The sequence below is a fragment of the Nitrincola salilacus genome (assembly GCF_046271865.1).
Lineage (GTDB): Bacteria > Pseudomonadota > Gammaproteobacteria > Pseudomonadales > Balneatricaceae > Nitrincola > Nitrincola salilacus.
Genome location: NZ_CP176580.1, coordinates 2648651 through 2664428 on the forward strand (window position 1 = coordinate 2648651; position 15778 = coordinate 2664428).

Sequence of the window (15778 nt, forward strand, 5' to 3'; positions counted from 1 at the left end):
ATATTGAAAACGATCTACACGCTGTTAATTGGCGCTGCTGGTGGTCTGGTTGCCTGGTGGTGTAACCTGCCACTGCCCTGGATGCTGGGTCCTCTACTGCTGATCACTCTTCTGGCCCTGTGTGGTACCCCTACAGCAGTGAATAAAAGCCTCAATCGACTGTGTCTTGGTGTACTGGGTTTCTGGCTTGGCAGCGGTTTTGATCCAACGCTGCTGAGTGAGTCTCTCAAGTGGTATCCCAGCCTGGTGCTGATGGTGCTCTCTGTCTCTATGACTATTGTTCTGAACAGCCTGATATTTCGGAAACTGGCGGGGCTGGATCTAATTACATCGATCTTCTCTTCACTCCCCGGCACCATGAATGCCGTTGTCATTCAAGGAGATCAACTCGGTGGGGATGCGAGATGGATAGCAATCGCCCAGACCCTGCGCATTGCTATGGTAGTGATCATCACCTCGATGATTTTTCACTTCATTCCAGGGACCGAACTGGAGGGACCAGACCCGGCTTCAGGCCAGCTATCAGCTGTTCCATTACTGTTGCTGGTGCCTCTTGGATGGTGGGTGGCTCGCCAGATACGGCTACCTATGGCGGAGTTTCTCGGACCTTTGATCTGTAGTGTACTTCTCTCTCTGAGCGGTCATGAGATACAGTTACCCGGTTGGATCATGATAGTCACATTTATTGTATTGGGGTCTTCGATAGGCTGTCGTTTTCAGGGTACATGCCTGAAGCAACTACTGAAGGTCAGCAGATATGCGGCTCTGGCAACGGTGTTGGCCATGATCATTGCCAGCCTGTTTGCCGGGCTGACCTCGATGCTGACCGGAATCCCTTTGTCTCACACGTTTTTGGCACTTGTACCAGGTGGTGTGGGAGAGATGGCGTTGATTGCAACGGCCGCCGGCATTGATCCCCTCTATGTGGTACTGATCCATCTGATCAGAATGTTCCTGTTAATTATGCTGACCCCATTACTCTGCCGCTTGCTGTCAGCCCGCCAGCGGGAAGTAAACTGACACCCTCAAACCACCCGTTTCGCCTGCTCCCATCGCCAGTCGGGCCGAATGAGACTGGGCGACCTGGCTGACAATCGACAACCCCAGCCCCGAACCTTTTTCATCGCGATTGATGCGATAAAAGCGCTCTGTGACATGAGCTATCTCTTCGTTGGCAATACCGACACCTTCATCTTCCACACTCAGGCAGACATTTGTCGCACCCTCTCGTTGCAACTGCACCCGTATCACTCCCTGGTAGCGCCCCAAAGAACCACCGGCATGCACACTGGCATTATCAATCAGGTTGGTCAGCAACCACTGCACCATAATCGGGTCACAGCGTATCATACTGTTCATCTCATCAGTGATGAACTCGAGCTCCTGTCCTCGGCTATGGATTCTGTTGAGCATCCAGGCACAGGCATCACGACAAACCTCTTGCAGATCATGGACATCCAATGCCGAGACATCCACCAGGTCGCTCTTTGTCTTGGCATATTTGAGTAGCTGCTGGGTCGTGTGGGCTGCATACTCCGTTGTATTGCGTATCGCCTTCAGATGCTCTCTCAATGCTGGGTCCTGGCACTGCCGTTCAGAGATCTCTGCCAGTACCTGAATCTCGGAGATGGGGGTCCGCAACTGATGTGACACATCTGCATTAAACTGCTGAATGTGTTGAAGGTTATTTCTGATTCTAACCATCAATTTATTGATACTGTCGACCAGTGTCGTGACCTCTCTCGGGACACGTTCCTGCAAGGGAGAGAGATCATGAGCGGAGCGCTTGTGCAGAGCTTTCTCAATCCGTTTGAGCGGCGACAGTCCCTTATGAATGGCAAATAGCGCGATGATCAATACACTCAGACCCAGTCCGAGATTGATCACCAACAGGTTGGACATGAACTCCTGCAGCAGGTTAAGTCGGCCCTCCCTCGACTCTGCCACAATCACTTCAACAGGAGATCCTTGTGCCCGGCGAACCGGTATAAAGAGACGCAAGGCACGCAGATCAGTACCTGCAAAGGATGTGTCATAAAAATAGTCCACGTCTGTATCGACGTCCGGCCCCTGCAGCCCTTCAAAACCTGCCAGTAACCGCCCCTGAGCATCACGAATCCGATAAAATAATTTTCCCTGGCCTCCCGTTCCCAGTGAATTGACCGAGAGATAGTGCAGATTGATCCTGATTTCACCCTCGGCCACATAAAGCCGCTCCTCGAAACGCGAGGCTCCCATCCGCAGCATGCCATCAAAGCTCTGCTCGATACGGTGGGTCAAGACCAGATGACTGGCATAGAGCGACAGGGGAATCAGTATTGCCAGTGGCAGCATGATCCAGGCAATCAGATGACTGCGAACCGAGTTTATTCTCACCATGTCAATCCAGATTATCCATCATATACCCCAGGCCACGCACGGTGCGTATACCCGCAGCTGCAGCCAGTTTTTTACGAATCCGGGAGACATAGGTTTCAATTGCACCCGCACTGACATCCTGTTCGAAAGAGGCGATGCTGTCCGCGACCTGATCCTTACTCAGCAACCGGCCGCGGTTCATCAGAAAATATTCTAACACTGCCATTTCTCGCCGATGCAATACCACCTCCTCGCCTTTAAGGGTTAATACACGCGAGGTCAGGCACAATTCCAGTTCACCATTCTTGAGGCGATTATCGGAAAAGGAGCGACTACGCCGGATCACGGCTCTGACTCTGGCAACCACCTCCTCAAGTGAAAAGGGTTTGCACAGATAATCATCAGCACCTTCGTCAAGACCCATAATGCGCTGATCCAGGCGATCTCTGGCAGAGATAATGATGACCGGTATCTGATTGTTCCGTTTACGAAGGTTGCGCAACACTTCTATACCATCAACGCCCGGGAGGCCGAGATCAAGCATCAATAGATCATATTGACCGCTCTTTAAATATGAAGCAGCCTGCTCACCATCACGCAGAACATCAGCTCTATAACCAGCCTCCTCAATCACTGTTCTCAAACCATGTGCCAGAATGGCATTATCTTCAATAATTAAAATCTTCATGAATTGACAGTCTAATCAGGTCACAGAACGAGGCCCAATCATACCACTAACTACTATTCAAGCTAACGCCAGCTCATCAAGAAGTGCTCGGATTTCATGACAGACAAAGGTCGGATCAAGACAGCTCTCCAGGTGATCATCGGCATAAATCAAAAAGCGACGAGCGGCATAGGGTAGGCGCCGATCACGCCGCACAATGAAATGCCAATGACTCTCCAACGGCATTCCTTCCACGGCAAGAGGCACTATTCCTGTGACGCCCTGCGGGAGCGCATGTTGCGACACCACTGCAAGACCCATTCCCGCTGCCACTCCGACACGGATCGCCTCATTGCTGGCCATCTGCAGGCTACGACGCAGTTGCAGGCCATGTGTCTGCAACCAACTGTCGAACAGCATCCGCGTAGCTGACCCCGGTTCGCGCAGCAGAAAGCGCTCCTGAATCAACTGAGGCAAGGTCACTACTGTCTCCAGAGCCAGCGGGTGGGAGGCAGATGCAATCATGATCAATGGATTACGCAGAAACCGGGCTGCCGCGGCGTGATCAAGTGATGGAGGATGGCTGAAGATATAAATATCGTCCAGTTGTTGATTGAAACGTTGCAACACCTGCTCCCGGTTACCTATCTCGACCGTGACATCCACCTCGGGATAGTCCTGACTGAAGGGCCCAAGCAGGCGCGGCAGCACATATTGGGCCGTATTCACCATTGCTATGCTGAAGTGTCCGGCATGGCCACCTTTCAGCTCGTGCAGGTTATCCTGCAGGTCATTGAACCGGCCAAGCATATCCTGACAGGCACTGAACAGCACCTCGCCAGCATCCGTTAATTTTACCGATCCACGTGTGTGCTCCAACAGCGGCTCACCCACTGCCTCACTCAGACGTTTAAGCTGAAGCGATACGGTCGGCTGTGTCAGATGCAACTGTCTGGCTGCTTCACTGATACTACCGTGACGCACGACACTGACATAGACCTCAAGCAACCTGAAGGTCAGATGGCGAAGTTTCATGGCTTCTCCTGCATGGATGGCAAACTGAACATGACGACGCTATATAGATAAACATATAGACAATTATCTATATAGTAGTGCGAATAGTTTAATTAGTATAAATAAACGGTTTGAAGCAGAATTCGCACCACGTAGGCAGTTACCTGTTGACCAATCGCTGAGGAATAGACTCCTGTGCCTGATATTATCGTGATGTTTTTTCTGCTGGGTCTTGTTGCCGGACTTGTGCGCTCCGACCTGACCGTTCCCAAAGCAGCTTATGATCTGCTTAGTCTGATGCTGATGCTGACAATCGGCCTGAAAGGCGGTATTGCGCTGCATGGCCAGTTACACCTGTCGCTGTTACCGGAGCTTGCTGGCGTTATTCTGATCGGTGCTCTGACACCTCTGATCCTGTTACCCCTGTTACGTAAAGTGGTCAGGCTATCTTCAGCCAACAGTGCCAGCATTGCTGCACACTACGGTTCTGTCAGTGCCGGTACCTTCGCTGTAGCGCTGGCCTATAGCCAGACTCATCAACTGCCGATCGGCCCAGAGGTCACTCTTTATCTGGTAATGCTGGAATTACCGGCGATCATCATGGCGTTGCTGCTCTATCGGCGACTTAATCCAACCAGCCAAGGTACTCTGGGCAGTCTGTGGCACGAGGCGCTGACCAACCGGGGCGTGATCCTGCTGGTAGGTGGTGTGATTATCGGCTTCATGTATGGACCGGTTAACGGCGCTGATGTAACAGGACTGCTGACAGGCGCATTCCAGGTGGTGCTGGCACTGTTCCTGCTGGATATGGGTCTGACGGCTGCCACCACGCTACGTCCCTTTCCACGTCAGCACTGGCGTGTATTGGTGTTTGCATTGGTTGCGCCGCCTATTCTGGCGATGAGCGGCATGTTGATGGGGATATGGTTGGAGTTGCCGGTCGGATCAATTCTGATACTCGCCACCATGACCGCCAGTGCTTCCTATATTGCTGCACCGGCGGCTATTCGCAACGCAATTCCTGAAGCGGATATTGGTCTGGCAATGCTGGCGGCACTGGGGCTGACCTTCCCCTTCAATGTGATGATCGGGATTCCCCTTTATCATCAGTGGCTGACAGCATTGATGGTATAACTGATGGATGGAGCATTAGATAGACTTCCCAGGCATGATATCAATTGTCAACCTGGGCAATATAGACATCCCATTGGTCCAAAACAAAAAAGAACACCTCTTCAATTATTGTGACAGTATAGGAACTAGTGATTAAAATGGAAAATTCGAGATAACAGCCATGCATATCAAAATCAGATTTATTAAATTTTATATTAATGAATGATGAAATATTACTCAACAAAAAAATCATTTAACCCTGAATTCTGATGTAAGGTTGGTCAGCTATCAAACAACAGTGTAGCAATTTCATCTTCTTCAACAGACAAGTCAAAAACGTTCGGCCATCTGCGACTTGAAAAATCATCTATAAACAGCTCAATAGATTCAGCATCCATCGCTCTGGAAAAATAGAAACCCTGCAAGCATTGACAGCCAATGGTACTCAGAAATAAATACTGTGATGAAGTTTCAACTCCTTCTACAACCACCTTCTTCCCTAGTGACTCAACCAGGAAAAGTATTCCTCTCATGAACTTTCTCGCAAATTCAGAGCTATCAAGATTAACTGTAACGGACTTATCAATCTTGATTATTTTTATGTTAGGATCTGAAAGAACACTGAAGTTTGAATAACCAGACATGAAGTCATCTGCAGCAACCGTATAACCAAGATCCACTAGCCCAGGAAGAACAGTATTATGTAGCTTTTCGCTCAGAACAGCATGCTCCGTTATTTCGATAACCAGTTTATCTGGATCAATATCATACTGACAAAGAAGAGAGGATAATTCACATACAAATGAATCATCCGAAATTGTTCTAGCGCAAAAGTTTACAGCTATGGAAATATATACTCCACAACTGGATCTTATTTCACTGACAGCACGAAGAGCCTTACTCAGAACTCTGAAATCAAAGCAGTAATTAAGATCATATGATTCGATTAATTGAATGGTTTTCTCTGTGTTTATGTGGCGCTCTGTTCCAAAACCAGGTATATCAAACCTTGAAAGCACTTCATAATAAATAACTTTTCCCTCCTGAATGTTGACAACAGGCTGAAACACAATATCAAAGTGCCCACTTTCTACCACGCTTTTGATTACCAAAAAATCAGTGTCTTCCATACTACCAGCCATTCCGTTCCAGTTGCACACTGCTTCAATTCATTACTCTAGACGAAATATTATGCATTACAAGCATTTTTTTATAAAATATATTGCTTTTCATGCAATAGCAACAGGACCCTCATCTTTACCACAAGAGCAGGATGCTCATCCAAACATTAGTTACACCTAATTCTCAGACGGCATGGGATATTAGCCACAGACCTGACTTAAGGATAGGCATATTCAAACAGGTGTTTATGTAAATGATTATTGATACCACTCATATGGCTTCAGAAAAGCACTTCTCAATGAGGCCATGAGCATACCTCTACTCGTGCAAACAACCGTTTTCAAACAGATCAATCACTCCAGACCCACCCTTGTGATCTTCTCTTTGATCCGTTAATGAAAAATCAGCGTAGATATACTTTATTTCGACAAATCACAGGAAATTCACCACATAAAAAGGCTATACTATTGAAGACTTATTTAATCTATATCAATATAATGAAACTGATTTTTTATTATATTAATATTGATTGGATTGTTTGGCATATTAAAATGAAAGAAGATGCGTACCGAGTTATATAACTCATGCAAATCCACACATCTGAAATAAAATAGGGAAATATTCAGGGTGAAAAAAGTACAACCTTGAACGTGAGTTATAGGAGAGCCCATCATGAGTCTGGGAAACGCACTCAAGATCCTCAGAACAAAGAAGGGCCTGACACTACAGCAGTTAGCTGAAAAAACAGGCTCTTACGTCGGTAATCTTTCCAGAATTGAGCGCGGAGAGTCAAAGCCAAGCCTGGACTTGCTATATCGCATTGCATCGGCGCTTGATTTCAGTCTGAGTGAAATTTTTTCTATTGCTGATCAAAATGCAATAGATGGCAGGCAGGTTGCTCTTAATGCTGTGTTTGTAGCCCTACTTGATCACGATAAGGAATTGTTACTGGAGTTTGCCAAGCTGCTCAAAGGTCGCAGTGCCAAAGATCATAGCGCCAAAAATCATAGTGCCAAAGGCTCCGTTAGTGACCATAAGATCACATAATGGAACGGTTGTGGCGGCTCTACAACCCTGCTAGCTGGTTCAGCAAGCCAGTCGGTCGTATCACGCCGTATACAGTCAGCTCAGGTCGCATTGCCCCCTCTTTGTCATAAAAGATCAGTGCAGGGGGACCAAATACATTGTAGCGCTGGCTCAATGCTTTTGACCTGTCATCATTTGCAGTGATATCCACCTTGATCAGATTGACCTGGCCAAGGCGGCTCTGGACCTGTGCATCAGCAAAGGTGATGAATTCCAACTCTGCACAGGTGACACACCAGTCAGCAGTAAAATAGAGCATCGATGACTGGCCACTGCGCTCTGCCACAGCCAGTTGTTGATCCAGTTCCTGTAACGAATAAACTGTATTGAAAGGCAAGGAAGAGGTCTGACGCTCTCCCGCTACCGTACCAGCCAGCCCCTGCAGCGGGTAGAGCATGCTGTTACCACCCGACAACAGGCCGATCATTAACGCGGCACCATAGATCATAGAGATGACACCAACCCCTTTCCAGAGTTTGTGCCAACCAGATACCTTATCGTGCAGCCGATCCAGCGTATTCAGATACACGGCCGTCACCAGCAGTATCACACTGGTCAAGGCCATGGTGACCTGTATTGATACCACACGATCCAGCATCCAGACAGCCATCAGCAGCAGCGATACACCAAAGCCTGCCTTGATCGCATTCATCCAAGCGCCCGCCTTGGGTAGCAACTTGCCAGCCGATGCCCCAACCAGCAACAAGGGTACGCCCATGCCCATCGACATGGCGAAAAGTGCAGCACCACCCAACACCGGATCACCTGTCTGGCCAATGTAGATCAATGCACCTGCAAGAGGTGCAGCCATGCAGGGACCGACAATCAGAGCCGACAGAAAGCCCATCACGGCAACGCCGGTGATGCGTCCGCCACGCTGTTCCTGACTGACGCGATTGAAGCGTGACTGCAGTGCAGAGGGCAGCTGCAGTTCGTAGAATCCGAACATGGAAAGAGCCAGCAGAACAAAAATCGCACTGAAAGTACCAATCACCCAGGGGTTCTGAAAGCTTGCCTGGATGTTGCTGCCAAACAGGCCCGCCAGCACACCAGCTACTGTATAGGTCAGTGCCATGGCCAGTACGTATACCATAGACAATCCGAAAGCTCTCCCTGTCGTGATCCGCATGCCATGACCGGCTATGATGCTGGAGAGGATCGGAATCATCGGAAATACGCAGGGTGTAAAGGACAAGGCCAGGCCAGCCACAAAGAAAGCAGTCAGAATCAGCATCAATCCTTTACCTGCCAGCAACTGACTGAAACGATCATGCTCTGCCAGAGGTGCGGCTGTCGTTTTTTCTATCTGAGCAGCTATCGGAGTTGCTGTCTGAGCTGCTGTTGTTTGCACGGAGTTTGAAGGGTCAGCAACCTGGGCCAGACCGTCTGGCCAACTCAGGCCCGCCGCCAGGGGCAATGAACTCAGCGGGATGCTCTCCTGCTCAGGGGCATAACAGATGCCACCCTCCCAGCAACCTTGATAGGTGATCGTGACCATCGCATTCTTCAGATCACGCCCATCCGTACCGATCAGAAATTGTGCCGTCGCCGCCTCATACCAGACCGTGACATCACCAAACAGGGAGTCATCCTTCTGTGGTCCACCCTGAATCTGCTGATCCACCAGTTCCAACCCTTCAGGCAGGTCAATTTTCAGGTGGTCGCGATACAGATAATACTCATCTTCAATCGCCCAGTTCAGGCGCAGCACACCATTATGAGGGAGGTCAACCTGCAGCTTAAAGGCCTGCTCAACCGGTAGCGGATGCTGCTTTGATGACGTAAAAACACCCAGCAGACTTGCCTGGGCAGATGAAATCAGCAGCAGACTGAATAACAGGATCAGAACAGCACCAAGTGCTCTCTTAGCGGCATTGAAATACAAAGTAACTTCCTTTCGATCTGACTTTGAATAACCGAACCTGAACACAGGTTATGATCAACGTAGACACGTACGTGAAAAAAACGTTCATCATATCCGATTATAAACCTTTGTCCCCTTATAAGCGCGCAGTCATTATGGTAAAAAGGAGCTGGAGTCGGCGTAAACAGCCGTATTGGATACCAGCACCCTGTCAGGAAAGCAAGATGAGTGATACACGTGTAGAAGACCTGAATATTGAATCGAACGTTCCGATCATCACCCCGGAAACCCTCAAAGACAAACTTCCGATCACTGAATTGGCCGCCAACACCGTGATGCACGGCCGTCAGACGATCAAGGATATTCTGGATCGCAAGGACAAACGCCTGATGGTGGTGATTGGTCCCTGCTCCATTCATGACACCGAAGCAGCACTGGAATATGGTCGCAGGCTGAAAGCGCTGTCTGAAGAGGTGAAGGATTCTCTGTATCTGGTCATGCGCGTCTATTTTGAAAAGCCCCGCACAACGGTTGGCTGGAAAGGGCTGATCAATGATCCGCACATGAATGACTCTTTTGATATCGAAGAGGGTCTGCACATTGCGCGTAAGCTGCTGCTGGATCTGTCTGAAATGGGTCTGCCACTGGCCACTGAAGCGCTGGACCCTATTTCACCACAATATATTCAGGATCTGATCAGCTGGTCTGCGATCGGTGCTCGCACCACTGAGTCTCAGACACACCGCGAGATGTCGTCCGGCCTCTCCTGCGCGGTCGGATTCAAAAATGGTACTGACGGTGGCCTGACCGTTGCCATCAATGCGATGCAGTCCGTCAGCCACCCGCACAGTTTTCTGGGCATAGATGGCGATGGTCAGGTATCCATCGTACGCACACGTGGCAACCAGTATGGACATGTTGTTCTGCGCGGTGGTAACGGCAAGCCCAACTATGACTCCGTCAGTGTGAAGCTCTGCGAGCAGGCGATGGATAAAGCCGGTCTGATCAACAACATCATGATCGACTGCAGCCATGCCAACTCCAGCAAAGATCCTGCACTGCAGCCACTGGTTGCAGAAAATGCCGCCAACCAGATTCTCGAAGGTAACAAGTCAATCATCGGTCTGATGATTGAAAGTAACCTGGAGTGGGGAAATCAAAACATCCCCGAAAATCTGGCAGAACTCAAATACGGTGTCTCCGTCACTGATGCCTGCATCGATTGGAAAAGTACTGAAGAATCTCTGCGTGCCATGCACCACAAACTTAAGCCTGTGCTACCAAGCCGCTGATAAAGTGTTTGATAAATGTTGGCCGGGCGCCCTGTCCGGCCAACTATCCCCATCAGTCTCTCCCGTACAATCCCAATAAAACTACATGATCCACACTGTCATTATCTGCGTACTACACTGAAACACTTCCATGATTCAGCAGGTACCGATATGTCGCACTATAAACCTGAACAGATCCAGATCGGCATCAGCAGTTGCCTGCTCGGGCAGAAGGTTCGCTATGATGGTGGACATAAGGCATCTCGCTATTGCCTTGATGAGTTGTCCAGTGTGTTCAGTTTCATTCCGACCTGCCCCGAGATGGGCATTGGAATGGGCGCACCACGCAAGACGATCCGTCTGGTGGATCATGATGGCGACATCCGTGCGCGAGCCAGTGATGACAGCTTCGATGTCACTGAGCAACTGCACAGTTATGCCGAGCAGAAAACGGCTGAGCTGGATTATCTCAGTGGCTATATTGTCTGCGCCAAGTCACCCACCTGTGGTATGGAGCGCGTTAAAGTCTATCCGGCCCAAGGCGGCCCCACCTCATCAACGGGCGTCGGGCTGTTTACTCAAAAGCTGATGGACACCTGGCCACTACTGCCGGTTGAAGAAGAAGGGCGACTCAATGATCAGGTGCTGCGCGAGAACTTCATTACGCGTGTTTATGCCTATCATGACTGGCACCGCCTGAAACAGGAAGGATTCACTCGGCATGCGCTGATTCAGTTTCACAGTCGCTACAAACTGCTGGTGATGGCACATCATCAGGATAGTTACCGCGCACTCGGCAGACTGCTGGGTAATTTATCAGACAATCTGGAACGGGATGCAACAGCCTATTTTGAAGGGTTCATGCGTGCTCTGATGCATCATGCCACCCGCAAGAGCCACACCAATGTGTTGCAGCATATCCAGGGCTACTTCTCGTCTCGACTGACACCCAGGCAACGCGAGGAGCTGAGCACCCAGATAAGTAAATACCGTCAGGGCCTGTTGCCGCTACTGGTACCCATGACCCTGCTGAAGCACTATCTGGGCGAATGGGAAGACCCCTATATCGCCCAGCAGGTGTATCTGAACCCACACCCGGAAGAGTTGAAGCTGCATTACGCCTATTAACGGCGATACTAAGAGACAGGAGGGTTTCACCCTACGCCGATGGTGAAGCCTTCAGCACGATTTCAGCCGGGCACAGCTTCACATTACTGAATCCGGCATCCAACAGGTTGACCGCCTGTAAGCGGCTCATCACGCCTCGATCGCAGTACAGCCAGTATTCACGCGACTGATCCAGTTCGGCAAACCGGCTGTGCAACTGATAAAAAGGTACACATATCTGATCATAATCCGTCATTGCCAACGGTGCAGCTTCCACTTCATCCGGTGCACGCAGGTCGATGATGGTCACTGGCAGTTCTGAAGCTACGGTGATATCAGCCGTGCGAACATCAGGAAGACTCTCGAAATCCTCCATCACTTTGGAGATCGGCTGATAGCGAGCACTCTTCAATGCCGCCTCTATCACCGCCGGATCGAGCTTTGACTCCTCTGCCTCTACCACTTGAAGTTTCGCGCGCGTGGTCGGCTTACGACTGATCACGCCGCAGTATTCCGGCATGGCGGCAGCAAAGTCCGCCGTACCGATACGCTTGGCTTCATCAACGATACGTTGCTTGTTGGTGGCAATCAGAGGACGCAAGATCAAGCGATCGATACTGCGATCGATCACCTGCAGATTGGTCAGCGTCTGGCTGGATACCTGAGAGATCGCCTCTCCCGTAACCAGCGCAGTCGCCTTCAGATGATCTGCGATTTTATCAGCACACTTCATCATCTGGCGCTTCAGCACAACCCCCATCTGTGAGTTATGCACCTGTGTCAGGATATTCTCGACCACCCCCTCAAAAGGTACCGTGACAAAACGGACATTATGCGAGGCGCCATAGCGTTTCCAGATATGATAGGCGATCTGCTTGACACCCTCTTCGTGCGCACGGCCACCGAGACTGAAGAAGATGAAGTGAGTGCAGATACCACGCTGCAGCATCTGATAGGTGGCAACCGATGAATCAAAACCACCCGAGATCAACGTTGCAACTGCTTCCTGTGAACCCAGCGGATAGCCACCCATTCCCTCACGACGACGGCTGACGATGAACAGGCGATCATGATTGATCTGCAGCATCACCTGGATATCGGGATCTTTCAGTTTGACGCCGCCATTATCGGTGTTCTGATTAAGATAACCGCCAACATAACGTTCCAGATCGATAGAGCGAAAATCATGATGCCCGGTCCGATGCACACGCACAGAAAAGGACTTGCCACGAAGGCTGTCGCCTACCTCAGACAAGGTCTGCCTGCAGATGGTATCGAAATCCTCCAGCAGATACTCGCGCGCTTCCAGAAAATAGCTGATGCCGGGTATGCAGGTCAGCGTATCACTGATCTGCGCATTCACCTCCGCAGAGGCATCGGCACTGCTGGTCACCTCGATCATATCCCAGTTACCACTGACCTCTACCCCTTCATCCAGGTAGCTCAGAATCGTGCGGATATTCTTCTTTAACTGCCTGATCTGCTGATTGCGAACCGGACGGGTTTTGATGGTGATCTCTGCAAACAATCGAACAATAAACTTCATGACAGGCTCAGGCTGCAGACAGGCAGCATTTCTCCGCTAATTAATAAGTTGAGGATACGGACCGGGAAGGCTCAGGGGTGGGGATTGTACACGAAAAAATCTGTGGCGCGCAGTTAAGGGCTGATCATTTTACGATCAGCCAACATAACCCTCCAACGTAAACATCACTCTGATCAGAATTTGACCATATCACCCTTCAGCGCAACACCCGCCATGATCGCGCCGGCACCACACTGATAATGAGTGCTGCTGACAAACTCATTATGTTTGTAGTTTGAACGGATATTGACCACAGCATCATAACCACGCTGGCGTGCAGTATCCTGCAGCGCTTTCAGCGCAGAGAGTAAAACCCACTGGCAGGCATCGCTATCTGACTTGGCGAATGCATTGGTTTTCTTGCTCGTACTGATTTCACCACCACTGCTGGTGACGGCAGGATGCGACTGTCCGGCAAAGTACACAGGCACAGACAACAACGCACCATTGGCCTTGGGTGTACCCATTATCTGATCCAGAGGCAAATCAATAACCTGATCACGAGCTTGCGCCGTGCCACAGATCAATAGAGAGGAGATGATTGCCAACTTCAGCATTTTACGCATGTCATGAGGTCCTTATCTGATTTTACAATCCGGCTTCCACCGGTTCCTGTTTCCCTGAGGCCATAGTGACCTCAGCTATTCCACTTCCTGAAGATCAACGAGGTGTTGATCCCTCCAAAGGCAAAGTTATTGCTCATCACATACTCAGTTTCCAGCGAGCGCGGATGATCCACTATGTAATCCAGTTCTGCACAGGCGGGATCCACCTCCTGCAAGTTGATCGTGGGCATAAATCGGTTCTCACGCATCATATTGATACTGGCCCAACTTTCAATTGATCCGCAGGCACCAAGTGTATGGCCAAGATAGCTTTTGAGCGAACTGATGGGTTGCCGCGCGCCAAACACTCGATGAGTGGCATGCGACTCAGCAATATCTCCGCGATCAGTCGCCGTTCCATGCGCATTCACATAGCCGATCTGTTCTGGCTGCAGATCGGCATCCGACAACGCCAGTCGCATAGCGGTCTCCATTGTGGTATCGGTGGGTTGCGTGACATGAACACCATCGGAATTGGTACCGAAACCGACGATTTCTGCATAGATGGTTGCCCCTCTTGCCAGCGCATGCTCCAGCTCCTCCAGAATAAGGGTGCCTGCCCCCTCACCTATCACCAGCCCATCGCGCTGCCGATCAAAAGGGCGCGGTGTCAGTTCCGGGGTCTGGTTTTTTACGCTGGTGGCATAGAGCGTATCGAATACGACCGCTTCGGTGACGCACAACTCCTCCGCACCACCGGCTACCATCAGCGCCTGACGACCGAACTTGATCGCCTCATAGGCATATCCGATACCCTGAGAACCTGACGTGCAGGCAGAGCTAGTGGTATGCACCCGACCCTTAAGACCAAAGAAAACACCGACATTAACGGCCGTTGTATGTGACATCATCTGAATATAGCTGGTGGCCGTAACACCGGTCATGCTGCCGGTATCCATCATACGCCCGAATGCCAGAATGGGTGCCGTGCTGCCGATTGAGGAGCCATACGCAATACCGCAACTGCCACTGCTCAGTATCGGATCATTCAGCAATCCCGCCTGCTCCAGCGCGAGTTCAGTTGCCCGTGTTGCCATCAATGAAACCCGCCCCATGGAGCGAACCATTTTACGCGAGTAGTGAGAGGGACGTTCGAAATGTGTCACAGGTGCCGCGAGCCGGGTGTTCAGCCCCTCATATCTGTCCCATTCCGGCATTTGCCGAACTGCATTTTCGCCTGTCTCAAGCTTCTGCCGAAAACCGCTCCACTCATCACCCAACGCCGTGATGACCGACATACCCGTAACAACGACTCGCTTCATCACGCAATTCCACCATTCACAGAGATCACCTGCCGGGTGATATAGGCTGCAGGATCTGAAAACAAAAAAGCCACTGTAGCGGCAACTTCATCAACCTGGCCGGCACGTCGCAGAGGTATCATTTTCATCAGTTCATCAGATACCAGATCATTGATCATATCCGTTTCGATCAGCCCCGGTGCAACGCAGTTGACAGTGATCTTGCGCTTGGCCAGCTCCAGCGACAGGGCTTTGGTGGCCCCGATCAGACCCGCTTTGGATGCGCTGTAATTGACCTGGCCCCGATTACCCACCAGCCCTGAAACCGACGCCATGGTGACGATCCGCCCACCCTTTCGCAGTTGAATCATCGGCATCACCAGAGGGTGCAAAACATTGTAAAAGCCATCCAGGTTGGTATGAATCACCTGATCCCAGTCCTGCTCCGTAAGTGCAGGAAAAGCATTATCCCGTGTGATACCGGCATTACAGACAACACCATAATAGGCGCCTCGCTCGGCAACCTCTGCCTCAAGCACCTCACGAGCGGACTGTCTGTCTGCAACATCAAACTGCAGAATACGACTCGTTGACCCCAGCGCTTCTATGGCTGTAACGGTTTCCTGTGCCGATGACAGGTCACTGCGACAGTGAACCGTAACTTCAAAACCATCCTGTGCCAGTTTGATCGCTACTGCTCTGCCTATGCCACGACCTGATCCGGTCACCAAGACTCTTTTCATGT

The 15778-nt window shown here is 50.4% G+C and carries 14 protein-coding genes; 5 read left to right on the forward strand and 9 right to left on the reverse strand.

The genetic code is table 11. The features are described 5' to 3' along the window. Positions 1-3: 3 nt before the first annotated feature. A complete protein-coding gene (locus ACK3CJ_RS12505; protein ID WP_409522542.1) occupies positions 4-1020 on the forward strand; it encodes an AbrB family transcriptional regulator in 1017 nt (338 codons plus the stop codon). Here ACK3CJ_RS12505 and ACK3CJ_RS12510 read toward each other — a convergent pair. The 3 genes from ACK3CJ_RS12510 to ACK3CJ_RS12520 are packed head-to-tail and all read right to left on the reverse strand — an operon-like array spanning position 994 to position 4060. Beyond that, positions 994-2379 carry a sensor histidine kinase gene (locus tag ACK3CJ_RS12510; RefSeq protein WP_409522543.1) on the reverse strand — a complete coding sequence of 462 codons (1386 nt, stop codon included), beginning with the start codon at positions 2377-2379 and terminating at the stop codon, positions 994-996. The genes ACK3CJ_RS12505 and ACK3CJ_RS12510 overlap by 27 nt on opposite strands. A gap of 1 nt (position 2380) precedes the next feature. After that, positions 2381-3046, reverse strand: a complete 666-nt coding sequence (locus tag ACK3CJ_RS12515; RefSeq protein WP_409522544.1) for a response regulator — start codon at positions 3044-3046, stop codon at positions 2381-2383. A gap of 57 nt (positions 3047-3103) precedes the next feature. Further along, on the reverse strand, positions 3104-4060 hold the full coding sequence (locus ACK3CJ_RS12520; RefSeq protein ID WP_409522545.1) for a LysR family transcriptional regulator: 957 nt from the start codon (positions 4058-4060) through the stop codon (positions 3104-3106). 174 nt (positions 4061-4234) lie between these two features. Here ACK3CJ_RS12520 and ACK3CJ_RS12525 point away from each other — a divergent pair, with 174 nt between their 5' ends. Beyond that, entirely contained in the window at positions 4235-5173 is a 939-nt protein-coding gene (locus ACK3CJ_RS12525; protein ID WP_409522546.1) for a sodium-dependent bicarbonate transport family permease, read from the forward strand. 260 nt (positions 5174-5433) lie between these two features. Here ACK3CJ_RS12525 and ACK3CJ_RS12530 read toward each other — a convergent pair whose 3' ends face one another. Continuing rightward, a complete protein-coding gene (locus ACK3CJ_RS12530) occupies positions 5434-6282 on the reverse strand; it encodes an EAL domain-containing protein (RefSeq protein WP_409522547.1) in 849 nt (282 codons plus the stop codon). A 664-nt stretch (positions 6283-6946) separates the two neighbouring features. Between ACK3CJ_RS12530 and ACK3CJ_RS12535 the strand changes: the two genes are divergently transcribed. Continuing rightward, positions 6947-7321, forward strand: coding sequence for a helix-turn-helix domain-containing protein (locus ACK3CJ_RS12535; RefSeq protein WP_409522548.1), 375 nt, complete (start codon positions 6947-6949; stop codon positions 7319-7321). Between the two features lie 19 nt (positions 7322-7340). Here the strand turns inward: ACK3CJ_RS12535 and dsbD are convergent, their stop codons facing one another. Continuing rightward, complete coding sequence (dsbD, locus tag ACK3CJ_RS12540; protein WP_409522549.1) at positions 7341-9245, reverse strand: protein-disulfide reductase DsbD; 1905 nt, start codon at positions 9243-9245, stop codon at positions 7341-7343. Between the two features lie 203 nt (positions 9246-9448). Here dsbD and ACK3CJ_RS12545 point away from each other — a divergent pair, with 203 nt between their 5' ends. Next, the gene (locus ACK3CJ_RS12545) at positions 9449-10516 is read left to right on the forward strand and encodes a 3-deoxy-7-phosphoheptulonate synthase (protein ID WP_409522550.1); all 1068 of its coding nucleotides are present in this window, start codon (positions 9449-9451) and stop codon (positions 10514-10516) included. 150 nt (positions 10517-10666) lie between these two features. Beyond that, positions 10667-11623, forward strand: a complete 957-nt coding sequence (locus ACK3CJ_RS12550) for a YbgA family protein (protein WP_409522551.1) — start codon at positions 10667-10669, stop codon at positions 11621-11623. Between the two features lie 31 nt (positions 11624-11654). Here ACK3CJ_RS12550 and thiI read toward each other — a convergent pair whose 3' ends face one another. From thiI to ACK3CJ_RS12570, 4 genes are all read right to left on the reverse strand, one after another. Beyond that, complete coding sequence (thiI, locus tag ACK3CJ_RS12555; RefSeq protein WP_409522552.1) at positions 11655-13148, reverse strand: tRNA uracil 4-sulfurtransferase ThiI; 1494 nt, start codon at positions 13146-13148, stop codon at positions 11655-11657. Positions 13149-13321: 173 nt separating this feature from the next. Further along, positions 13322-13753, reverse strand: a complete 432-nt coding sequence (locus tag ACK3CJ_RS12560; protein ID WP_409522553.1) for an excinuclease ATPase subunit — start codon at positions 13751-13753, stop codon at positions 13322-13324. Between the two features lie 71 nt (positions 13754-13824). Then, on the reverse strand, positions 13825-15054 hold the full coding sequence (locus ACK3CJ_RS12565) for a beta-ketoacyl-ACP synthase (RefSeq protein WP_409522554.1): 1230 nt from the start codon (positions 15052-15054) through the stop codon (positions 13825-13827). Beyond that, positions 15054-15776 (reverse strand): 3-ketoacyl-ACP reductase FabG2, encoded by a 723-nt coding sequence (locus tag ACK3CJ_RS12570; protein WP_409522555.1) that lies wholly within the window; start codon positions 15774-15776, stop codon positions 15054-15056. Before ACK3CJ_RS12570 ends, ACK3CJ_RS12565 begins: the two co-directional genes overlap by 1 nt. Positions 15777-15778: the final 2 nt, after the last annotated feature.